General features: G+C 68.1%; 19 protein-coding genes and 1 riboswitch. Of the genes, 15 read left to right on the forward strand and 4 right to left on the reverse strand.

What is annotated here, in order from left to right; translation table 11 throughout:
- Positions 1 to 33: 33 nt before the first annotated feature.
- The 10 genes from hutH to BLW05_RS28840 all read left to right on the forward strand — a co-directional run bounded on the left by hutH (position 34) and on the right by BLW05_RS28840 (position 12,017).
- Entirely contained in the window at positions 34 to 1,584 is a 1,551-nt protein-coding gene (gene hutH, locus BLW05_RS28795) for a histidine ammonia-lyase (protein WP_093167093.1), read from the forward strand.
- A 39-nt stretch (positions 1,585 to 1,623) separates the two neighbouring features.
- Positions 1,624 to 3,345 (forward strand): urocanate hydratase, encoded by a 1,722-nt coding sequence (gene hutU, locus BLW05_RS28800; RefSeq protein ID WP_093167095.1) that lies wholly within the window; start codon positions 1,624 to 1,626, stop codon positions 3,343 to 3,345.
- A gap of 19 nt (positions 3,346 to 3,364) precedes the next feature.
- The gene (locus BLW05_RS28805; protein ID WP_371126981.1) at positions 3,365 to 3,940 is read left to right on the forward strand and encodes a HutD/Ves family protein; all 576 of its coding nucleotides are present in this window, start codon (positions 3,365 to 3,367) and stop codon (positions 3,938 to 3,940) included.
- A 5-nt stretch (positions 3,941 to 3,945) separates the two neighbouring features.
- Positions 3,946 to 5,196 (forward strand): imidazolonepropionase, encoded by a 1,251-nt coding sequence (hutI, locus tag BLW05_RS28810; protein WP_093167097.1) that lies wholly within the window; start codon positions 3,946 to 3,948, stop codon positions 5,194 to 5,196.
- Entirely contained in the window at positions 5,189 to 6,586 is a 1,398-nt protein-coding gene (locus BLW05_RS28815) for a formimidoylglutamate deiminase (RefSeq protein WP_256330542.1), read from the forward strand. The genes hutI and BLW05_RS28815 overlap by 8 nt, the downstream gene beginning before the upstream one ends.
- Positions 6,587 to 6,590: 4 nt before the next feature.
- The gene (gene hutG, locus BLW05_RS28820) at positions 6,591 to 7,409 is read left to right on the forward strand and encodes an N-formylglutamate deformylase (protein WP_093167101.1); all 819 of its coding nucleotides are present in this window, start codon (positions 6,591 to 6,593) and stop codon (positions 7,407 to 7,409) included.
- Complete coding sequence (locus BLW05_RS28825) at positions 7,406 to 8,794, forward strand: FAD-binding oxidoreductase (protein WP_093167103.1); 1,389 nt, start codon at positions 7,406 to 7,408, stop codon at positions 8,792 to 8,794. Before hutG ends, BLW05_RS28825 begins: the two co-directional genes overlap by 4 nt.
- Positions 8,791 to 9,918 (forward strand): histidinol-phosphate transaminase, encoded by a 1,128-nt coding sequence (locus BLW05_RS28830; RefSeq protein WP_093167105.1) that lies wholly within the window; start codon positions 8,791 to 8,793, stop codon positions 9,916 to 9,918. Before BLW05_RS28825 ends, BLW05_RS28830 begins: the two co-directional genes overlap by 4 nt.
- A 65-nt stretch (positions 9,919 to 9,983) precedes the next feature.
- Complete coding sequence (locus tag BLW05_RS28835; protein WP_093167107.1) at positions 9,984 to 11,030, forward strand: homocysteine S-methyltransferase family protein; 1,047 nt, start codon at positions 9,984 to 9,986, stop codon at positions 11,028 to 11,030.
- Between the two features lie 171 nt (positions 11,031 to 11,201).
- Positions 11,202 to 12,017, forward strand: coding sequence for an SH3 domain-containing protein (locus tag BLW05_RS28840; RefSeq protein WP_093167109.1), 816 nt, complete (start codon positions 11,202 to 11,204; stop codon positions 12,015 to 12,017).
- Positions 12,018 to 12,026: 9 nt separating this feature from the next.
- On the opposite strand, the gene BLW05_RS28845 is transcribed toward BLW05_RS28840, so the two are convergent.
- Positions 12,027 to 12,914 carry a LysR family transcriptional regulator gene (locus tag BLW05_RS28845; RefSeq protein ID WP_093167111.1) on the reverse strand — a complete coding sequence of 296 codons (888 nt, stop codon included), beginning with the start codon at positions 12,912 to 12,914 and terminating at the stop codon, positions 12,027 to 12,029.
- Between the two features lie 99 nt (positions 12,915 to 13,013).
- Here BLW05_RS28845 and BLW05_RS28850 point away from each other — a divergent pair, with 99 nt between their 5' ends.
- The 5 genes from BLW05_RS28850 (at position 13,014) to BLW05_RS28870 (ending at position 19,602) form a co-directional block, all read left to right on the forward strand.
- Positions 13,014 to 13,451, forward strand: a complete 438-nt coding sequence (locus BLW05_RS28850) for a PACE efflux transporter (RefSeq protein ID WP_093167113.1) — start codon at positions 13,014 to 13,016, stop codon at positions 13,449 to 13,451.
- Between the two features lie 8 nt (positions 13,452 to 13,459).
- Positions 13,460 to 13,547, forward strand: a riboswitch (S-adenosyl-L-homocysteine riboswitch).
- A gap of 57 nt (positions 13,548 to 13,604) precedes the next feature.
- A complete protein-coding gene (gene metH, locus BLW05_RS28855) occupies positions 13,605 to 16,322 on the forward strand; it encodes a methionine synthase (protein ID WP_177142850.1) in 2,718 nt (905 codons plus the stop codon).
- Positions 16,323 to 16,461: 139 nt separating this feature from the next.
- Positions 16,462 to 18,246 carry an ArnT family glycosyltransferase gene (locus BLW05_RS28860; protein WP_256330543.1) on the forward strand — a complete coding sequence of 595 codons (1,785 nt, stop codon included), beginning with the start codon at positions 16,462 to 16,464 and terminating at the stop codon, positions 18,244 to 18,246.
- Entirely contained in the window at positions 18,230 to 19,207 is a 978-nt protein-coding gene (locus tag BLW05_RS28865; protein WP_218135241.1) for a glycosyltransferase family 2 protein, read from the forward strand. Before BLW05_RS28860 ends, BLW05_RS28865 begins: the two co-directional genes overlap by 17 nt.
- The gene (locus tag BLW05_RS28870) at positions 19,204 to 19,602 is read left to right on the forward strand and encodes a GtrA family protein (RefSeq protein WP_093167117.1); all 399 of its coding nucleotides are present in this window, start codon (positions 19,204 to 19,206) and stop codon (positions 19,600 to 19,602) included. The genes BLW05_RS28865 and BLW05_RS28870 overlap by 4 nt, the downstream gene beginning before the upstream one ends.
- 11 nt (positions 19,603 to 19,613) lie before the next feature.
- Here the strand turns inward: BLW05_RS28870 and BLW05_RS28875 are convergent, their stop codons facing one another.
- The 3 genes from BLW05_RS28875 to BLW05_RS28885 are packed head-to-tail and all read right to left on the reverse strand — an operon-like array spanning position 19,614 to position 22,310.
- Entirely contained in the window at positions 19,614 to 20,813 is a 1,200-nt protein-coding gene (locus tag BLW05_RS28875) for an amidohydrolase family protein (protein WP_093167119.1), read from the reverse strand.
- Positions 20,759 to 21,523, reverse strand: coding sequence for a TetR/AcrR family transcriptional regulator (locus tag BLW05_RS28880; protein ID WP_093167121.1), 765 nt, complete (start codon positions 21,521 to 21,523; stop codon positions 20,759 to 20,761). The genes BLW05_RS28875 and BLW05_RS28880 overlap by 55 nt, the downstream gene beginning before the upstream one ends.
- Positions 21,524 to 21,536: 13 nt before the next feature.
- Positions 21,537 to 22,310 (reverse strand): ferredoxin--NADP reductase, encoded by a 774-nt coding sequence (locus tag BLW05_RS28885; RefSeq protein ID WP_093167123.1) that lies wholly within the window; start codon positions 22,308 to 22,310, stop codon positions 21,537 to 21,539.
- Positions 22,311 to 22,458 lie beyond the last annotated feature (148 nt).

The following is a 22,458-nucleotide window of genomic DNA, read 5'->3' on the forward strand; positions in this document are numbered from 1 at the left end:
CCACTACTTGTATAGACAGGAAGGACTTCCCACATGGACAACGCATCCCTCTCCACCCACCCGATCGTGCTGACGCCCGGCGACGTCGATCTGGCAACGCTGCGCCGCGTGCATGCCGGCGGCGTGCAGCTTTCGCTCGATCCCTCGGCGCGTGCCGGTCTTCTCGCCGCGCAAGCCAAGGTCCGTCACATCGTGGAGTCGGGGGATGTCGTCTATGGCATCAACACCGGCTTCGGCAAGCTCGCGCAGACCATCATCCCGACCGAGCGCCTGGCCGAGCTGCAGCGCAACCTCGTGCTCTCGCACGCCTGCGGCACCGGCGAGCCGCTCGACGCGGGCGTGGTGCGGCTCGTACTCGCGACCAAGGCGGTGAGCCTGGCGCGCGGCCACTCCGGCGTGCGGCCCGAGATCGTCGATGCGCTGCTGGCGCTGTGCAACGCCGGCCTGCTGCCGCGCATTCCGTCGAAGGGTTCGGTCGGCGCGTCGGGCGACCTTGCGCCGCTCGCCCACCTGGCCTGCGTGCTGATCGGCGAAGGCGAAGTCACGACGCCGCAGGGCGAGGTGGTCGGTGGCGCCGAGGCCATGAAGCGCATCGGCCTCGCGCCTTTCGTGCTCGGACCCAAGGAAGGCCTCGCGCTGCTCAACGGCACGCAGGTGTCGACCGCGCTCGCGCTGACGGGCCTCTTCGGCGCCGAGGACGTGTTCGCGGCCGGCATCATGGCCGGCGCGCTGTCGCTCGAAGCGATCCAGGGCTCGATCAAGCCCTTCGACGCGCGCATCCACATCGCGCGCGGCCAGCCCGGCCAGATCGCCGTGGCCGCTGCGATGCGCGCCGTGCTCGAAGGCAGCGAGATCGTCCCGTCGCACGCCGACTGCGGCCGCGTGCAGGACCCGTACTCCATCCGCTGCGTGCCGCAGGTGATGGGCGCGTGCCTCGACAACCTCGCACATGCGGCGCGCGTGCTGCGCACCGAAGCCAATGCGGCGTCCGACAACCCGCTGGTCTTCGACAACGGCGACGTGATCTCGGGCGGCAACTTCCACGCCGAGCCGGTGGCCTTCGCGGCGGACATCATCGCGCTCGCGGTGAGCGAGATCGGCGCGATCTCCGAGCGCCGCATGGCGCTGCTGCTCGACAGCGGCCTCTCGGGCCTGCCGCCCTTCCTCGTGCGCGACGGCGGCGTCAACTCCGGCTTCATGATCGCGCAGGTCACCGCCGCGGCGCTCGCGTCGGAGAACAAGTCGCTCGCGCATCCGGCCAGCGTCGACAGCCTGCCGACCTCCGCCAACCAGGAAGACCATGTGTCGATGGCGACCTTCGCCGGCCGCCGCCTCGGGGACATGGTGCAGAACACCGCCGTGGTCGTCGGCATCGAAGCGATGGCCGCCGCCCAAGGCATCGAGCTGAAGCGCGGCCCGAAATCTTCTCCGCTGCTCGAAGCCGAATTCGCCGCCATCCGCGAGCGCGTCGCCTTCATCGACCAGGACCGTTTCCTCGCTCCCTCCATCGAAGCCATGCGCACCTGGGCGCGCCAGAGCCAGTGGCCCGAAGCCGTGCGCTCGATGCTCCCCAGCAACGCCTGATTCACCGAACAAGCTCCGTCACCGAAAGGACACCACGCCATGAACGCTCCCGACAAGTTCCTCGCCGCCAAGCTCGCCGACCCCCGCCATGACCCGACCCGCGTGATCCGCGCGCCGCGCGGCAGCACGCTCAACTGCAAAAGCTGGCTCACCGAAGCGCCGTTCCGCATGTTGCAGAACAACCTCGACCCCGACGTGGCCGAGAACCCGCAAAGCCTCGTGGTCTATGGCGGCATCGGCCGCGCCGCGCGCGACTGGGCGTGCTTCGACCAGATCCTCGCGACGCTCAAGGAACTCAACGACGATGAGACGCTGCTGATCCAGTCGGGCAAGCCGGTCGGCGTGTTCAAGACGCATGCGGACGCGCCGCGCGTGCTGCTCGCCAACTCCAACCTCGTGCCGAAGTGGGCCAACTGGGAACACTTCAACGAGCTCGACCGCAAGGGCCTCTTCATGTACGGCCAGATGACGGCAGGAAGCTGGATCTACATCGGCAGCCAGGGCATCGTGCAGGGCACCTTCGAGACCTTCGTCGAAGCTGGCCGCCAGCACTACAACAACGACCTCGGCGGCAAGTGGATCCTCACCGCCGGCCTCGGCGGCATGGGCGGCGCGCAGCCTCTCGCCGCCACGCTCGCGGGCGCGGTGTCGCTCAACATCGAGTGCCAGCAGTCGAGCATCGACTTCCGCCTGCGCACCCGCTACGTCGACAAGCAGGCCAAGGACATCGATGACGCGATCGCGCTCATCAAGCACCACACTGCGAAGAAGGAGGCCGTCTCCATCGCGCTGCTCGGCAACGCGGCCGAGATCCTGCCCGAGCTGGTGAAGCGGGCGAAGGCCGGCGGCATCAAGCCCGACCTCGTGACCGACCAGACCTCCGCGCACGACCTCATCAACGGCTACCTGCCGATCGGCTGGACCGTCGCGCAATGGAAGGCCGCGCAGCAGGACCCGGCCGAGCACGCACGCCTCACGCAGGCCGCCGCCAAGTCCTGCGCGGTGCACGTGCAGGCCATGCTCGACTTCCAGGCCATGGGCATCCCGACGGTCGACTATGGCAACAACATCCGCCAGGTCGCGTTCGACGAAGGCGTGAAGAACGCCTTCGATTTCCCGGGCTTCGTGCCGGCGTACATCCGCCCGCTGTTCTGCGAAGGCAAGGGTCCGTTCCGCTGGGTTGCGCTCTCGGGCGATCCGGAAGACATCTACAAGACCGACGCGAAGATCAAGGAGCTTTTCCCCGAGAACAAGCACACCCACCGCTGGCTCGACATGGCGCGTGACCGCATCGCGTTCCAGGGCCTGCCGGCGCGCATCTGCTGGCTGGGCCTCGGCGAGCGCCACAAGGCGGGCCTCGCGTTCAACGAGATGGTGAAGAACGGCGAACTCAAGGGCCCGATCGTGATCGGCCGCGACCACCTCGACACCGGCTCGGTCGCGAGCCCGAACCGCGAGACGGAAGCGATGAAGGACGGCACCGATGCGGTGAGCGACTGGCCGCTGCTCAACGCGCTGCTCAACACCGCGGGCGGCGCGACCTGGGTCAGCCTGCACCACGGCGGCGGCGTCGGCATGGGCTACTCGCAGCACTCCGGCGTGGTCATCGTCTGCGACGGCACCGATGCGGCGGCCAAGCGCATCGAGCGTGTGCTGTTCAACGACCCGGCCACCGGCGTGATGCGCCATGCCGACGCGGGCTACGACATCGCGATCGCGACCGCGAAGAAGCAGGGCCTGAACCTGCCGATGATCAAGTAAGCACGGCGAAGCGCGGCACGTGGCCATCCACCGCTTCGACATCGCTTCGCTCGCCGCCACCCCGTGGAAGAACGGGGGCGGCGTCACACGCGAGATCGTGTGCTCGCCGCCGGGCGCGGGCGTGGATCGCTTCGACTGGCGCGTGAGCATCGCGACCATCGACCGTCCGGGGCCGTTCTCGGCCTTCGACGGCGTGGACCGCGTGATCATGCTGCTCGACGGCGCGGGCGTGCGGCTGCATTCGCGCGATGGCCGCATCGACCACCGGCTCGACGCGCCGCATGCGCCGTTCGCCTTCGATGGCGGCGTGCCGCTCGATTGCGACCTGCTGGGGGGTGCGTCGACCGACTTCAACGTGATGTCGCGGCGCGGCCGGTTGCGTGCCGACGTGGATGTCCTGCATGAGCGCACCGACACCGCGCCCGCCGCGCACGGGCTGCTGCTCGCACTGCGCGGATCGTGGCGCCTGAACGACCTCGACTGCGAAGCGGGCTCGGGCGTGTGGTGGGACGGCGAACCATCGTCATGGCAGGTCGAGCCGCGTGAGTCCGCAGCCGCGTTGGTCGCGGTGCGCTTCACCGCATCAGGGAACTGAACCCCATGAATCATTCCGAACTCCCCACCGCCGACGGCGTCTGGCGTCATCTGCGCATCGCGCCGGGTGCGCTCGCCGGCGATCAAGCCGTCCAGGGCGAAGCAGCCATCGCCGTGGCCGGCGGAAAGATCGCGTGGATCGGTCGCGGCGATGCCGTACCCGGCGAGTTCGCCGGGCTGGCGCGCTTCGACGGCCGCGATGCGCTCGTCACACCGGGCCTCGTCGATTGCCATACGCATCTGGTCTACGGCGGACAGCGCGCCAACGAATTCGCGATGCGTCTCGCGGGCGCCACCTACGAGGAAGTCGCGAAGGCCGGCGGCGGCATCGTGTCTTCGGTGCGCGCGACACGCGAGGCGGACGAAGACACGCTCTACGCGCAAGCGTCCCGCAGGCTCGAACAACTGCTGGCCGAGGGCGTCTGCGCGATCGAGATCAAATCCGGCTACGGCCTGGCGCTCGAACACGAACGCAAGCAACTGCGTGTCGCGCGCCGGCTCGGCGAAGCCTACGGCGTCACGGTGCGCACCACTTTCCTCGGCGCGCATGCGTTGCCGCCCGAATACGCCGGGCGACAGGGCGACTACGTCGAGCTCGTCTGCAACGAGATGCTGCCCGCGCTGGCCTCCGAAGGGCTCGTCGACGCCGTCGACGTGTTCTGCGAGCGCATCGCTTTCTCGCTGGCCGAGACCGAGCGCGTGTTCCAGGCCGCGAAGGCGCTCGGCCTGCCGGTCAAGCTGCATGCCGAACAACTCTCCGACATGGGCGGTGCCGCGCTCGCGGCGCGCTACGGTGCACTGTCGTGCGATCACATCGAGCACCTGTCCGCCGAAGGCATCGCGGCGATGCGCGAAGCCGGCACCACCGCCGTGCTGCTGCCGGGCGCCTACTACACACTGCGCGACACGCACCTGCCGCCCATCGAGGCGCTGCGCGAAGCCGGCGTGCCGATGGCCGTTTCCACCGACCACAACCCCGGCACTTCGCCGGCGTTGAGCCTGCTGCTGATGGCGAACATGGCCTGCACGCTGTTCCGCCTCACGGTGCCCGAAGCGATGGCCGGCATCACGCGGCATGCGGCGCGCGCGCTGGGCCTGCAGGACACGCATGGTGCGATCGGCGTCGGCTGCCCCGCGAACTTCGTGCTGTGGCAACTGCGCGATGACGCGGAGCTCGCGTACTGGTTCGGACAGCAGCCCGGGCGCACCATCGTCCGGCAGGGGCGCATCGCCTCCGTGGAGAACGCCATTGCCTGAAACCACCTCCACACGCCGCCTCTTTGCCGCCGATGCCTTGCTGCCGACGGGTTGGGCGCGCGATGTCCTGCTCGAATGGGACGACACCGGCAAGCTCTCGGCGGTCACGCCCGGCGTAGAGCCCAATGGCACCCGACGCGCCGCCGGCCCGGTGCTGCCCGGCATGCCGAACCTGCATTCGCACGCCTTCCAGCGCGCCTTCGCGGGACTGACCGAATTTCGCGGCGAGGCCCAGGACAGCTTCTGGAGCTGGCGCACGCTCATGTACCGCTTCGCCGCGAAGATCTCGCCGGAGCAGGTCGAGGCGATCGCGACCTGGCTCTACATCGAGATGCTCGAAGCGGGCTACACCTCGGTGTGCGAGTTCCACTACCTGCATCACGATGCGGACGGGCGGCCGTACGCCGATGACGCCGAACTCTCGCTCGCGCTGTTGCGCGCGGCCAGGAACGCGGGCATCGGTTTGACGCTGCTGCCGGTGCTCTACCAGACCAGCGGCTTCGGCGGACTCGCGCCGAGCGAAGGGCAGAGGCGCTTCATCCGTTCGACCGATTCGATGCTGCGCCTGCTCGACCGCCTGCGCCCGGCGTGCGAGGCGCAGGGCGCGCGGCTCGGTCTCGCGCCGCATTCGCTGCGCGCAGTGCCGCCCGAGGGGTTGCGCGATGCGCTCGCGGGGCTCGATGCGATCGACCCCTCCGCGCCGGTCCACATCCACATTGCCGAGCAGACCGGCGAAGTCGATGCATGCCTGGCCTGGAGCGGCCAACGGCCGGTGGCCTGGCTGCTCGATCACGCACCGGTGAATGCGCGCTGGTGCCTCGTGCACGCCACGCACATGGACGCCGACGAATACCGCAGCGCGGCCGCCAGCGGCGCGGTCGCGGGCCTCTGCCTGACCACCGAGGCCAACCTCGGCGACGGCATCTTCGACTTCAACGCATGGCGTGCGGCCGGCGGCCGCTGGGGCGTGGGCTCCGACAGCCATGCCTGCGTGAACGCGGCGGAGGAACTGATGATGCTGGAGTATGGCCAGCGCCTCGCCATGCGCCAGCGCAATGTCGGCGCCGATGCTGCACATCGCGAGGTCGCGACCGCGCTGACGCTTTCTGCGGTGCAAGGCGGCGCGCAGGCTGCGGGCCGTGCCGTCGGCGGGCTCGCGGTGGGCCAGCAGGCCGACTTCGTGGTGCTGGATGCAGCGCATGTCGCGCTGCAGGGGCTCTCCGCGCCGGACATGCTGTCGTCGCATGTGTTCGCAAGCCATCGCACCTCGGCGCTCGATGCCGTGTACGTCGCAGGGCAGGTGCGTGTGACCGGTGCCCGCCATGCCTTGCATCGCGAGGCCGCATCGACCTTCGTGGCGGCGCGCACCCAACTTCTCGCCAAGGACTGACCTCATGCCTTTCACAACCAACGAGCCCCCGTTCCGCTTCCGTCGCGGCACGCGGCCGCTCCTGATCTCGATGCCGCATGTCGGTACCCATGTGCCGCCGCAGCTCGCCGCGCGCCTGACCGACGAAGCGCGGCAGGTGCCGGACACCGACTGGCATCTCGAACGCCTCTACGACTTCGCGGACGAACTGGGCGCGTCGGTGCTGGTCGCGACGCACTCGCGGTACGTGGTCGACCTCAACCGCCCGCCGGACGGCGCGAGCCTGTACCCGGGGCAGAGCGTGACCGGCCTGTGCCCGGTCGATACCTTCGACGACACGCCGCTCTACACCGCTGGCGACGTGCCGGACGACGCCGAGATTGCCGCGCGCCGTGAAGCCATCTGGCTGCCCTATCACCGGCAGCTCGCCGACGAACTCGCGCGCATCAAGGCCGAGCACGGCGTCGCGGCGCTGTGGGACGCGCATTCGATCCGCTCGGTGCTGCCGCGCTTCTTCGAAGGCAAGCTGCCGGACCTGAACCTCGGCACCGCGCAGGGCGCAAGCTGCGATCCGGCGCTCGCGCAGACGCTGCTGGGCGTCGCCAAGGAAGCGACCGGCTTCACCAGCGTGCTCAACGGCCGCTTCACCGGCGGCTACATCACGCGCCACCACGGCCAGCCCGCGCAGGGCGTGCATGCGGTGCAGCTCGAGATGACGCAGTGCAGCTACATGCAGGAGGCGCTGCCTTTCGACTATCTGCCAGCGGTCGCGGCGCGCGTGCAGCCGCACGTGCGGCGCATGCTCGAAGCGGCGCTGCAGTTCGTCGAATCGCGCAAGGGGTGAGGCACGTGGAGCTCCTCGACGCCATCGCCCGCGAGATCGGGCCCGATCGCGTGCAGACGGGCGATGCGATCCCGCCGCGCCACCTGACCGATTGGAGCGGCGCCGCGCCGGTGCGGCCGCTCGCGCTGATGCGTCCGCGCTCCACGGAAGAGGTCTCGGCGGTTCTGCGCCTGTGCAGTGCGCATCGCGTGCCAGTGGTACCGCAGGGCGGCCTCACGGGCCTCGCGGGTGCGGCGGTGCCGAACGGCGATGCGATCGCGCTGTCGCTCGACCGCATGAACGCCATCGAGTCGCTGGATGCGGCCGCGGCCACCATCACCGTGCAGGCGGGCGCCACGCTGGAGGCGGTGCAGCAGGCCGCCGCCGCACAGGGCCTGCTGTTCGGCGTCGACCTCGGCGCGCGCGGGTCCTGCCAGATCGGCGGCAATCTCGCGACCAATGCCGGCGGCAACGGCGTGCTGCAGTTCGGGATGATGCGCGAGCAGACGCTGGGCCTCGAAGTCGTGCTGGCCGACGGCAGTGTGCTGCCGATGCTGCGGCCCATGATCAAGAACAACACGGGCTATGACCTCAAGCAGTTCTTCATCGGTGCCGAAGGCACGCTCGGCGTGATCACGCGGGCCGTGCTGCGCCTGCATCCCGCGCCGCAAGCCCGGGCGACCACGCTGGTGGCACTGCCTGGTTTCGATGCGGCGCTGGCTTTGCTCGGAAGGCTCCAGGCGCGCTTCCCCGGCGCGGTCGGGGCCTTCGAGCTGATGTGGCGCGATTTCATCGAGACCTCGCTAAGGTGGCAGAAGCTGCGCGAGCCCTTCGAGATGGCCCATCCCTTCGCCGCGCTGGTCGATGTCGTCGGCGACGACGAGGCCGCATTGCGCGATGCGCTCGAGGACGTCCTGGGCGGCGCGATGGAGGACGGCATCGCCGCCGATGCAGCCATCGCGCAATCGCACGCCCAGGCGCAGGCGTTCTGGAAGATCCGCGAAGCGACGGCGGAGTTGCCGGTGCACATGCACCCCCCGATCAATTTCGACGTGAGCTTGCCGATGCGTGAGATCGGCCGCTTTGCCGAGGTCTGCCGCGCGGCGTTCGATGCGCGTTGGCCGGGGCACCACTCGCTGTTCTTCGGCCACGTGGGTGACAGCAACCTGCACATCACGACCGACGGGCATTCGATCGGTGGCGAGGCGGAGGAACTCGAACGCGTCGTCTATGCACAGGTGGCCGCGTTTGGCGGAAGCGTCTCCGCCGAGCACGGCATCGGCCTGCACAAGAAGCCGTACCTCGGTGCGAGCCGCACGCCGGCGGAACTGGCCGTCATGCGCGCCATCAAGCAGGCGCTCGATCCCCACCATCTTCTCAACCCCGGCAAGGTCTTCGACATATGAACGCATCCGTCATCCGCGAACTCGTGCGCCCCGAGGTTCCCTCGCTTCCGCCGTACAACGCGGGCCTCTCGTCCGAAGCCGTGCGGCAGCGCTACGGCGCCTCGCACATTTCGCGCCTCGCGAGCAACGAGAACCCCTACGGCGCCAGCCCGGCGGTGGCGAAGGCGCTGGTGGACCTCGCGCTGCGTGCCGGCACCTATCCGGATGCGAACTGCACCGCGCTGCGATCGGCCATTGCCGGGCGCACGGGCGCGCGTGCGGATCAGATCGTCATCGGCAATGGCTCCGAGTCCATTCTCCAGATGCTTTGCCAGGCCTTTCTCTCGCCCGGCGACCGCGTGCTGACGCAGCGTCCCGCCTTCGGTCTGCACGAGATCTATCCGCGCATGATGGGCGCGACGGTCGAACTGCTCGCCCTCACGCCGTCGCTGGCGTTCGATCTCGATGCCTGGTGCGAAGCATTGGCGCGCGGGCCGAAGATCGCCATGCTCGCCAATCCCTCGAACCCTGTCGGCTGCATGTTCGATGCGAAGGCCTTCGCGCGTCTGCTCGAAGCGACGCCGGCCGCTACCCTGCTGGTGATCGACGAGGCCTACTACGAGTACGCGCGACTGGCGAGCGGATTCCCCGACGCGCTGGCGATGCTGCGCGAGCAGTCGCGTCCCTGGATCGTCCTGCGCACCTTCTCGAAGGCCTGGGGGCTCGCGGCGCTGCGCGTCGGCTACGGCATCGCATCCGACGCATCACTGATCGAGTGGCTCGACCGTGTGCGCACGCCGTTCAACGTCAACGAGGCGGCACAGGCTGCCGCGCTGGCTGCGTGGGGCGATGCCCCGTTCATGGAGCAGGCGGTTGCAGAGACGGTCAGGCAGCGCGCATCGATGGAGCAGGCGCTGCGTGCCCTCGCCGTGCCCGGGTTGCGCATCGCGCCGTCGGCGGCGAACTTCCTCTTCATCGACCTGGCGCGGGCGAACGGGCCAGTCAACGAGGCGCTGCTCGCGCGCGGCATCATCGTCAAGCCGTGGAAGGAGCCGGGCTTCGAGAACTTCATCCGCGTCTCGATCGGCACCGCGGACGACAACGCACGCTTCGTGGGCGCGCTGCGCGAGATCCTCGGCGCTTAACTGACGGGGCGACGGCAAGACCCGCCGCCGCGGCGGGCGAAGGGGCGCTTTCTACAATCGCGTCCATGAAGCCCATCGCCTACACCCGCGCCCAGAAGCTGCCCGAGATCCTCGCCCGACGCATCGCCATCCTCGACGGTGCGATGGGCACGATGATCCAGCGCTTCAAGCTCACCGAGGAGCAGTACCGCGGCGAGCGCTTCAAGGACTTCCCGCGCGACGTGAAGGGCAACAACGAGCTGCTGTCGCTCACCCGGCCCGATGTGATCCGCGACATCCACGAAGGCTACCTGGCCGCCGGCGCCGACCTCATCGAGACCAATACCTTCGGCGCGACCCGCATCGCGCAGGAGGACTACAAGATGGCCGACCTCGCGCGCGAGATGAACCTCGAATCCGCCAAGCTCGCGCGCGCCGCCTGCGACAAGTTCAGCACGCCCGACAAGCCGCGCTTCGTGGCCGGCGCACTGGGCCCGACGCCCAAGACCGCGAGCATCAGCCCGGACGTCAACGATCCGGGCGCGCGCAACGTCACCTTCGAGGAGCTGCGCGCGTCCTACTACGAGCAGGTCGAGGCGCTGGTGGAGGGTGGCGCGGACGTGCTGCTGGTCGAGACGATCTTCGACACGCTCAACGCCAAGGCGGCCCTGTTCGCGATCGACGAATACTTCGAGGCCAGCGGCGAGCGCCTGCCGATCATCATCAGCGGCACCGTGACCGATGCCTCGGGCCGCATCCTCAGCGGCCAGACCGTGACCGCCTTCTGGCACAGCGTGCGCCATGCGCAACCGCTGGCGATCGGCCTGAATTGCGCGCTCGGCGCGGCGCTGATGCGGCCCTATATCCAGGAGCTGGCGCGCGTCGCGGACGACACCTTCATCAGCTGCTATCCCAACGCCGGCCTGCCCAACCCGATGAGCGAGACCGGCTTCGACGAAACGCCGGACGTGACATCGCGCCTCTTGCACGAGTTCGCGGCCGAGGGGCTGGTCAACATCGTGGGCGGCTGCTGCGGCACGACGCCCGAACACATCGCGGCCATCGGGCAGGCGGTGTCGCCGGTGCCGGGGCGCAAGCTGAACGCGGCCGGCTTCTACCGCGAAGCGGCCTGAGGCGCAGTCTTGCGCACCCGCGCTCGGCATGTGAAGCCGAGGTGAAGAGGCTTTCCAAACGTTGGCGAAGGTGCACGACGGGGGTCGCCCCGCCGTTGTCAATCAACGGCCGTGTCCGATTGACACCGCCAATGCGGCCCACCTAACCTGACCCGCAAAGGATTTCCATACATGCACAAACAGACTTGGCGATGGATCGGCACTTGCGCCATCGCGCTTTCGCTCCCGCTGGCCGCGGCGGCGCAACAGGCTTTCACGCGGGGCAGCGTCAACCTTCGGGCCGGGCCTTCGAGTTCGTATCCGCTCGTCGCGGTGCTCGCCCCGGGCCAGCCGCTGCAGGTGATGGGCTGCACCGCCGGCTTCGGCTGGTGCGACGTCGTGCTGTCGGACGGGCTTCGTGGCTGGGCCTATGCGGGCAGCCTCGACTACGCCTACGAAGAGCAGCACGTGCCGCTGGCGGCCTACGGCGCGGTGATCGGTGTGCCGATCGTGACCTTCGCGATCGGCAGCTACTGGGGCGACTACTACCGCGATCGCCCCTGGTACAGCCAGCCCCGCTGGTGGGGCGGCAGGCCGCCACCGCCGCCGGTGTCCGGATGGCGCCCGCTGCCCGCGCCGGTTCCTGCATGGCGGCCGAATCCCTGGCCGGGCTACGGCCCTGGCTATCACCCGCCGGTGGGCGCGAGGCCACCGGCTCCGGCCTTCCGGCCTCCGCCGCCGGTGGGGTTCCGTCCGCCGATGGATCCGGGTCACCGGCCGCCGTCACCGCCCGCCGGGATACGGCCGCCGGCGCCGGATCATGGCTTCCGCCCGGGTGGGCCCGGCCGTCCGGACTGGAACCCCGGCCGGCCGCGGGGAGAACAAGGTGGCGGACACGGCCGTGGCGGCGACCAGGGCAACCGTGGCGGGCATGGTGAGGGCGGCGGCCGCGGCGATCATGGCGGCGGCAACGATCGAGGCCAGGGACGCGGCCACGGCGACCGCTGACGCGCGGCCTCAGTCCTTCTTCCGCGCGATCAGTTCCACGAAGCGCTGGGCACCCAGCCCCAGCGGGCGCTCGCGCGACCACACCACGTCGACCCACAGATCGAGTCCGTTCGAGAGGTTCTCGAACGGGATTTCGATGAGCGCACCTGCCGCGACATGCGGGCGCGCGAAATTGCGCGGCAGCCAGCCCCAGCCCAGCCCCGCGGTGATCAGGCTCAGCGCCGCGAGCGCGTTGTCGGTGCGCCAGACATGCCGCGCGAAGACGAAGCGCGGGTCGCTGGTCGCCAGGTCGCGCCCCGCGACCACGATCTGGCGCGTGGTCGTCAGATGCGCCTCGCGCAGCCGCCCTCCGGCCGCAGCGAGCACCGGATGGTCGGGCGCCATCACGGCCACCATGGTGTCGTTGGCCACCTCCTGAAACCCCTCGCGACCGTCGAGGCTGGGCCGCTCGAAGACCAGCGCGAGCTGCGCCCGCCCGCTGTGCAGCAGCGCCAGCGCGTCGGCCTGCGGGGCGGCAAGCACCTCGACTTCCAGCAGCGGGTATTCCTGCGCCAGGGCCGCCAGCGCGCCGCTCCAGGGCGCGGCGAGCAGCTCGGGTGCGATGGCGAGCGTCAGTCGGTCCTCGAGGCCCTGCGTCAAGGCGAGCGCCTGCACCTGCAGCTGCTTGAGCTGCGAAGCGAGCAGCCGGGCCTGCGGCTCCAGCGAACGCGCGGCAGCGGTCGGCTGGGGCTCACGGCCGCTGCGGTCGAAGAGCTGGAGATCCAGTTCCGCCTCGAGGTTGGCGATCGCCATGCTGACCGCGGACGGCACCCGCCCCAGCGCGCGCGCGGCGGCCGAGAAGGAGCCGTGGTCGATGACAGCCAGGAAGACTTCCACGTTGTCGCTCGAAAAACTCATGGCGCCGATCTTTCAACAAAACTGAAAGAAGATGACTTTATATGTCAGTAGATCGAACATAAAGTACGGCTCAGCAGCAACCAACACAGGATCGATTTCATGCAAGGGCTCAAGCGTCGCGTGGTCTACATCAGCCTCTACGAAGGCATCGCCATCGTGGCGGCCAGCGCGGGTTTGTCGCTGATGTCGGGCCAGGGGATGGGGCACTCGGGCGTGGTTGCGGTGATCGCGTCGGTCATCGCGGTCTTGTGGAACCTGAGCTTCAATGCCCTGTTCGAACGCTGGGAATCCCGCCAGGCGGTTCGCGGCCGCAGCGTCAAGCGCCGGATCGCGCATGCAATCGGTTTCGAAGGCGGTCTCGTCGCCTTCCTGGTGCCGGTTTTCGCGTGGTGGCTGAACGTCAGCCTGTGGGAAGCGCTGGTGATGGATCTGGGCCTCGTCGTGTTCTTCCTGGTCTACACCTTCGTCTTCAACTGGGCCTTCGACATGCTCTTCGGCCTGCCCGCGGCAGCGACCGGCGAAGCCCAGCCGGCGTAAAATCCGCGCTCCCCAAGGAGCGTTGCAGCGCCACCGCCCCCTCGCGCTGCGCGAGGGGCGAGGCGTCAGGCTTGGGTTCAACGACGCTCGCCTGACCCCGATCTTCCAGGTGAGCGCATGTCTTCCGAATCCTCTTCCATCCTCGTTCCTCCCATGAAGCTTTCCGGCCTGGAGCCGGTGCGGATCGGGGAGGGCGCGCTGTTCGTCAACATCGGCGAGCGCACCAATGTCACGGGCTCGAAGGCCTTCGCGCGGATGATCCTCAACGGCCAGTTCGAGGATGCGCTCGCCGTCGCGCGGCAGCAGGTGGAAAACGGCGCGCAGGTGATCGACATCAACATGGACGAGGCCATGCTCGACAGCAAGGCCGCGATGGTCCGCTTCCTGAACCTGATCGCGAGCGAGCCCGACATCGCGCGGGTGCCGATCATGATCGACAGCTCCAAGTGGGAAGTCATCGAGGCGGGCCTGCGCTGCATCCAGGGCAAGGGCATCGTCAACTCGATCAGCATGAAGGAGGGCGTGGAGGGCTTCAAGCACCAGGCGCGCCTCTTGCGACGCTACGGCGCGGCGGCGGTGGTGATGGCCTTCGACGAGAAGGGGCAGGCCGACACCTACGAGCGCAAGATCGAGATCTGCGAGCGTGCCTACCGCATCCTGGTCGACGAGGTCGATTTCCCGCCAGAGGACATCATCTTCGACCCGAACATCTTCGCGATCGCCACCGGCATCGAGGAACACAACAACTACGCGGTCGACTTCATCGAGGCGACGCACTGGATCAAGGAGAACCTGCCGGGCGCGAAGGTGTCGGGCGGCGTGTCGAACGTAAGCTTCAGCTTCCGCGGCAACGACCCGGTGCGCGAGGCGATCCACACGGTTTTCCTGTACCACGCGATCAAGGCGGGCATGGACATGGGCATCGTCAACGCCGGCATGGTGGGCGTCTATGACGACCTGGAGCCCGAGCTGCGCGAGCGCGTGGAGGACGTGGTGCTCAACCGTCGCCCCGATGCCGGCGAGCGGCTCGTCGAAGTCGCGGAAAGTGCCAAGAGCGGCGCCAAGGACGAGAGCAAGAAGCTCGAATGGCGGGGCACGCCCGAGCATCCGGTCTCTGTGGAGCAGCGGCTGTCGCACGCGATGGTGCACGGCATCACCGACTTCATCGTCGAGGACACCGAGGAGGCCTACCAGGCCGTCCTGGCCAAGGGCGGCCGCCCGCTGCACGTCATCGAAGGCCCGCTGATGGACGGCATGAACATCGTGGGCGACCTGTTCGGGCAGGGCAAGATGTTCCTGCCGCAGGTGGTGAAGTCGGCGCGCGTGATGAAGTCGGCCGTGGCGCACCTGATTCCGTACATCGAGGAAGAGAAGCGCCAGGACGAGGCCGCCGGCCGCGACGTGCGCACCAAGGGAAAGATCATCATCGCCACCGTCAAGGGCGATGTGCACGACATCGGCAAGAACATCGTCACCGTCGTGCTCCAGTGCAACAACTTCGAGGTGGTGAACATGGGCGTGATGGTCCCTTGCCACGAGATCCTCGCGCGGGCGAAGGTCGAGGGCGCGGACATCGTGGGCCTGTCGGGCCTCATCACGCCGAGCCTCGAAGAGATGCAGTACGTGGCCGGCGAGATGCAGAAGGACGAGCACTTCCGCATGCGCAAGATCCCGCTGCTGATCGGCGGCGCGACCACCAGCCGCGTGCACACGGCCGTGAAGATCGCGCCGAACTACGAAGGCCCTGTGGTCTACGTCCCGGATGCCTCGCGCAGCGTGAGCGTTGCGCAGTCGTTGTTGTCGGAGCAAGCGGCCAACTACATCGCCGAGATCAACGCCGACTACGAGAAAGTGCGGCAGCTGCACGCCAACAAGAAGCAGGTGCCGCTGTGGCCGCTCGCCAAGGCGCGCGCGAACAAGACGCCGATCGACTGGACAGGCTACGTGCCGCCGGTGCCCAAGTTCACCGGCCGCCGCGTGTTCCGCAACTTCGACCTGACCGAGCTCGCGAAGTACATCGACTGGGGCCCGTTCTTCCAGACGTGGGATCTCGCGGGACCTTTCCCCGCGATCCTCAAGGACGAAATCGTCGGCACCGAAGCCGTGCGCGTGTACGGCGACGGCCAGCGCATGCTCAAGCGGCTGATCGAAGGCCGCTGGCTCACCGCGAGCGGCGTGATCGGCTTCTGGCCGGCCAACACGGTGAACGATGACGACATCGTGCTCTACACGGATGAGTCGCGCACCGAGGCCGCGCTCACCTGGTACGGCCTTCGCCAGCAGACCGAGAAGCAGATGATCGACGGCGTGATGCGCCCGAGCCGCTGCCTGGCCGATTTCGTCGCGCCGCGCGAGAGCGGCCTGAAGGACTACGTGGGCATGTTCGCGGTGACGGCCGGCATCGGCGTCGACAAGAAGGAGAAGTACTTCATCGACGATCTCGACGACTACTCGGCCATCATGCTCAAGGCGCTCGCCGACCGGCTGGCCGAGGCCTTCGCCGAAGCGATGCACCACCGTGTGCGGACCGACCTGTGGGGCTACGCGCCCGACGAATCGCTCGGCAACGACGAGATGATTGCCGAGAAGTACCGCGGCATCCGCCCGGCGCCGGGTTACCCGGCCTGCCCCGACCACAGCGTGAAGAAGCCGATGTTCGATCTGTTGAATTGCGCGGACATCGGCATGACATTGACCGAAAGCCTGGCGATGATGCCGGCGGCGAGCGTGAGCGGCTTCTACCTGAGTCATCCCGACGCGACCTACTTCAACGTCGGCAAAATCGGGCACGACCAGTTGCAGGACCAGGCCGCGCGTCGCCAACAGAGCGAAGCGGACCTCGAGCGGTTGCTGGCTTCGAATCTAGGATGACCGTTCCTGTTCTTGGCGGCGCGCAGCGCACGCCCGTTCGCAGGCTGCCATGGAACCGGCTTTGCCGGGCCACCGGCAGCGCCCCCGGTAGGGGGGTGGCGAAGCGACACGAAGTGCGCGCAGCCTGGGGGGGAGCCCGATGACCATGTTTGCAGCCGCGCAGTATGCGGCGCTGGCCGTTTTTATCGCCAGCTGTTGGGGCTTCGGGCGAGCGGTCCTCGTGCGCTTCGGCGCGCCGGCGCGCAGCGACGTCTGGCTGGAGGTGGCGATGGCCGTCACGACCGGCATCGGGATCTTCATCTGCGTCTTCCAGGCCTTCGGCATCGTGGGCTGGTTCACGCCCGCGGTCGTCTGGGGAATGGTCGCGTTCGGCGTCGCCCTGGCGATGACGCAGCTTCCGGCATGGCTGCGCCAGGTGCGCATGCGCGAGGTGCCGCCGGCGCTGTCCTGGCTCGAGAAGATGGGGATGATCGCGATCGCGCTGCTCGCGGTCATGACGCTGGCCGCGCCGCTGGCGCCGCCGGCCGTGTTCGACGAGCTGATGTACCACCTGCCGTACGCCCGCGAGGTCGCCCAGAGCGGCAGGCTCGGCATCTACGAGTGGCTGCGCTACCCCTGGTTTCCGTACAACTACAACCTGCTCTATGCCGGCGCGCTGATGGTCGGCAACGGCAACGATGTGTTCCCGCACCTGCTCAATGCGCTCGCGGGGTGGACCTCGGTGCTGATCGTCTACCGGCTCGGCGTCATGCACATCAATCGCGTGGTGGCTTGCGTGGGCGCGGCGATCTGGCTCGGCATGGGCGACTACACGGGCGCGCTGATCGACACCAGCGTCGCGCTGATGGTGCTCGCAGCCTGCGCGGCGCTGTGGTGGTGGCGCGAGTCGCCGCCGCCTCAGGGGGCACGCTGGCTCGGGCTCGCGGCGTTCTTCCTCGGCATCGCGGTTGGCTCGAAATACCAGGCGCTGACAGTGCTGCCGCTCTTGGGCGTGTTCGTGCTCTGGCACGAGCGCCGTCCGCACGTGCTGGCGGCGGCGCTGATTTGCTTCCTGATCCCCTGCATCTACTGGTATGCGCGCAACGCGATCATGACCGGGGATCCCTTCAACCCGATCGGCGCGCGCGTGTTCGGCTTCACCAACTGGAACGCCGAGGACTACCGCCAGCAACTGCAGGACGTGCGCGACCACGCATCGCTGCCGACCCCGCTGATCTGGGCGGTGCTGGCCGTGCCCTTCAGCGCGCACTGGAAGCGCTCCGCCGCGCTGCGGGCCGCGACGGTGTTCTGCATCTATTCGCTGTTCGTCTGGACCCTCACGTCGCGCTATCCGCGCTACCTGGTTCCCGCCTTTCCGATGCTGGCGCTGACGGCCGCCGTGGGCTGGCAGACGGTGTTCGGCGGCATCGCCGCCAAGTTGCGCCGGACGATGCCCGAGCGCGACCGCAGCGGCGCGCTCGACCGTGCGGGGCGGTGGCTCGCCATCCTGTTGCTGGCGGCCGGGGTCGGCCTGGTCTTTCACAAGACGCGCGAGAAGGTGTCGATGATCGCGGTCACGCCCGAACAGCGCGAAGCCTTCCTGCGCAAGAACGTGCCGGGCTATGCGGTGATGAACTACCTGCGCGAGCATGCGACGGGGCGCGTCTACCAGATCGCGTTGAGCGAGGCGACCTACTACGGGCCGAGCCCGGTCTGGGGCGATGCGCTCGGGCCGTGGCGCTACTCGGACTTCATCCTCTTCCCGCCCGCAGACTATGCCCGGAAGCTTGCCGAGAAGGGCTTCGAGGCCATCGCCGTGTCGTTGCCGACGGCAACCTACCTGGAGGCGCAGCCCGGCTTTCGCGAGCAGTTCGCCCTGATCTACGAAAAAGACAATGCCAAGGCCTACCGCATCCGCCAGTACCGAAATGACCGAGCACCCTGATGATCTGCGCCCGCTGCAGGGGCCGTTGCGAATTGCCGCCGTGATCCCGTGCTTCAACGAGGCGCTGGCGATCGGGCAGGTGATCGAAGAATTCCGCGCGGCGCTGCCCGAGGCGGAGATCCATGTCTTCGACAACAACTCGACCGACGACACCGCGGCCGTCGCGCGCGCGCATGGCGCCTTCGTCACCCACGTCGCCCTGCGCGGCAAGGGCAACGTCGCGCGACGCATGTTCGCGGACGTGGAGGCCGACATCTACGTCATGGTCGACGGCGACGCCACCTATGACCTGAGCGGCGTGCGCGGGCTCATCGACCGGATGATCGAGGGCAACCTCGACATGGTGGTTGGCTCGCGCGTGGACGCGGGCGACGACGCGCAGACCTACCGCCGGGGCCATCGCTTCGGCAACCGCCTGCTGACCGGCGCCGTCGCGGGCCTTTTCGGCGGGCACCTGAAGGACATGCTGTCGGGCTACCGCGTCTTCTCGCGCCGCTACGCGAAGTCGTTCCCCGCGGTGTCGAAGGGCTTCGAGATCGAGACCGAGCTGACGGTGCACGCGCTCGAGTTGCGCATGCCCTTCGCCGAAGTGCCGGGGCTCTATCGCTCGCGCCCCGAGGGTTCCGAAAGCAAGCTGTCGACCTACCGCGACGGCTGGCGCATCCTGCGGACGATCTTCAAACTCTTCGTGAGCGAACGGCCGCTGCTGTTCTTCAGCAGCGCGGCGGCGGTGCTGGTGCTGATCTCGCTCGTGCTGGCCGAGCCGCTGGTCGTCACCTACCTCGAGACCGGCCTCGTCCCGCGCCTGCCGACTGCCGTGCTCGTCACGGGCACCATGCTGACGGCGATGCTGTCCTTCGTCTGCGGCATCGTGCTGCACACCGTGACCATCGGGCGACAGGAGGCCAAGCGGCTGCGCTACCTCGCGATCCCGGGCGTGCGGCACAGGGGCGCGCCGTGAAGATCGGCAGGGAGTTCCTGTCGTTCGTGGTCGTCGGCGCGATCGGCTTCGTCGTCGACGTGGGCGTGCTCTACCTCGCGTCGCCGCATCTGGGCTGGTATGGCGGGCGGGTGTTGTCCTGGACCGCCGCCGCGACGGCGACCTGGCTGCTGAATCGGCACTTCACCTTCCGCGCGCGGCGCTCAGGCGCCTCGATCGCGCGCGAATACGTGCACTACATGCTGACGATGCTCGGCGGCGCGCTGGTCAACTACGCGGCCTACGTGTTCACGCTGCACTGGGTGGGCGGCTCATGGGGGCCGGCGCTCGGCGTCGCGGCTGGAAGCTGCGCCGGACTGGTGGTGAACTTCGCCTCGGCCCGGTATCTGGTGTTCCGGGCAGCGCGGGAGCACTGAGCAGGGGCGCCTCAGTGCGCGCCCGACGCCATCACCGGCACTTCCGTCGCGGGCGGCGTATTGCGGCTGCGGCCGCAGCGCACGATGCCGTCGATCATCACCATGCCCACGCCGGGGATGTCGCCGAGCTGTACGCTTTCCAGCAAGGTCTTGCCGGCGGTGTGCTGCGCGCGGTCCATGAACACGAAGTCCGCATCGCGGCCCGGCTCGATCAACCCGCAGTTCAGATGGCGCATGCGCGCCGTGTTGCCGGTGGCGAAGCAGAACACCAGTTCGGCCGGGATGTTCGCGAACGACGAGATCAGCGAGACCATCCGCAGGATGCCCAGCGGCTGCACCCCCGAGCCCGCAGGGCCGTCGGTGCCGAGGATGACGCGGTGCGGGCACTTCAGCTCGATCGCCGCCCTGGCCGCCGCGATCGCGGTGCGCTCGTTGCCGTTGTGCACGATCTCGATGCCACGCGTGCTCTTCTCGCACAGCTCGCACACATGCGCCTCGGGCAGCGAGGTGTGGCCGCCGTTAATGTGGCCGATGATGTCGGCGTCGGCCTCCAGCACCGTGTCCTTGTCGATGTAGCCCGAGCCCGGCACCGACGGCCCGCCGGTGTGGATCGTGCTCTGGATGCCGTACTTGCGCGCCCAGGCCACCATCTCCTTGGCCTCGTAGCCGGCCTTCACCGTGCCCAGCCCCACTTCGCCGAGCAGGCTGACGCCGGCTTCGGCCAACTCCTTGAAGTCGCTCTCGACCATGCCCTTCTCGATGACCGGCGCGCCGGCCAGCACCTTCACGCCGGCCGGGCGGAAGGCGTCGAACGCGCGCTGCGCGGTGATCGCCAGCGCCTTCAGGCCCACGATGTCCTTGGGCCGACCGGGGTAGTGCACTTCGCCGGCGGAGATCATCGTGGTCACGCCGCCGTTCAGGCTCGATTCGATCCAGTTGAGCTGGCTCTGGCGCGGCGTCCAGTCGCCCGCGACCGGGTGCACGTGGCTGTCGATCAGGCCCGGGGCGACGCAGGTCTTCTTCGCATCGATGACGGTCTTCGCGCCTTCGGTGTCGCAGTCCTTCTCCTTGCCGACCGCGACGATCAATCCGTCGTTCACGACGATGGTGTCGGCATCGAGGATGGGCTTGTCGATGTCGCCCGACAGCAGCAGACCTATGTTCCGGATGACGACCTTGCCTGACTTTGCGGCGCTTGCGACTTCTGCCATTTCGATACCTTTTCGTGGGGGAGTGCGATGGATTCGTCGGAAGCCCCGGCATCCACGGTGCGCAGCACCGTCTCGATCACGAAGTCTTCCCAGTGCGCGACGGCCTCCGGCGTTTCGAGCGGCTCGCCGAGGAAGGCGGTGAGCGTGTGCCGGTTCGACATGTAGAAATAGCCCGTCGACGCGATGAGCAGATAGAGGTCGCGCGGCGCCACGTCGGCGCGGAACAGGCCCTGCGCAACGCCGCTGGCCATGATCTCGCCAATGATCGAGATCGCCTGCGACGAGTACTCGCGCGCGCGCAGCGACTTCGCGATATGCCGGCCCTTGTGCAGGTTCTCGGTGTTGAGCAGGGTGACGAAGTCGGGGTTCTTGCGGTAGTAGCCGAGCACGAAGCGGGTCAGCGCGGTGAGCGCCTCCACCGGCCGCGAGGCGTCGAGCTCCAGTGCGGCCTCGGCCTCGTCCATGCGGCGGTAGATCCCTTCGAGCACCGCGATGAAGAGGCCTTCCTTGCTGCCGAAGTAGTAGTAGATCATCCGGTCGTACGACTTGGCGGCCTGCGAGATCTTCTCGACGCTGCCGCCGTCGTAGCCGTATCGGGCGAACACCTTCGTCGCCGCGCGCAGGATGCTCTCGCGCGTGGCCTGCGCCGCGGCTTCGCGCACGCCGGTGCGGCGCTGGGGCTTGGCGGAAGTGGCCTTGCGCTCGGGCATTCGCGACTGACGATTACTTTTCAGCGAAAGCGCGTTCCACCACGTAGTCGCCTGGGGTGGAAGTATTGCCTTCCTTGAACCCGCGCCCTTCGAGGATGTGCTTCAGGTCCACCAGGAGCCCGGGGCTGCCGCAGAGCATCACGCGGTCTTCGGCGGGGTTGAGCGGCGGCAGGCCGAGGTCGTCGGTCAGCTTGTTGGTCTCGATCAGGTCGGTGATGCGGCCCATGTTGCGGAACTCCTCGCGCGTCACCGTCGGGTAGTAGAGCAACTGCTTCTCGATCATCTCGCCGAGGATCTCGTGCTTGGGCAGGTGGTCGATCACGAGGTCGTGATAGGCCAGCTCATCCACCTGGCGCACGCCGTGCACCAGGACGACCTTCTCGTACTTCTCGTATGTCTCGGGGTCGCGGATGATGCTCATGAAGGGTGCCAGCCCGGTGCCGGTGCCGAAGAGATACAGGCGCTTGCCGGGCAGCGTGTAGTCGATGAGCAGCGTGCCGGTGGGCTTGCGGCCCACGATGATGGTGTCGCCCACCTGGATATGCTGCAGCCGCGAGGTCAGCGGGCCTTCTTCCACCTTGATGCTCAGGAACTCGAGGTGTTCCTCGTAGTTCGGGCTCACGATGCTGTAGGCGCGCAGCAGCGGCTTGTTGTTGACCTTCAGGCCGATCATGGTGAAGTGGCCGTTGGAGAAGCGCAGCGCCGGGTCGCGCGTGGTGGTGAAGGTGAACAGCCGGTCGGTCCAGTGGTGGACGCTCAACACTCGTTCTTCGCTGAATGCACTCATAAGGGTCGGAAATGGTGAAGGACTGAAAAGAAGCGAACCCTCTATTGTCCGCGACGCCCGCTGGCTCGCTGGAAACGCTCACGAAAACACCATTGCAAGCATCGGGCCCGTTTGCTACATTGATCCTGAATGTAGTGTTTGCCACATG

Origin of the sequence: Variovorax sp. YR216 (genome assembly GCF_900107745.1) — a bacterium.
Taxonomy (GTDB): domain Bacteria; phylum Pseudomonadota; class Gammaproteobacteria; order Burkholderiales; family Burkholderiaceae_C; genus Variovorax.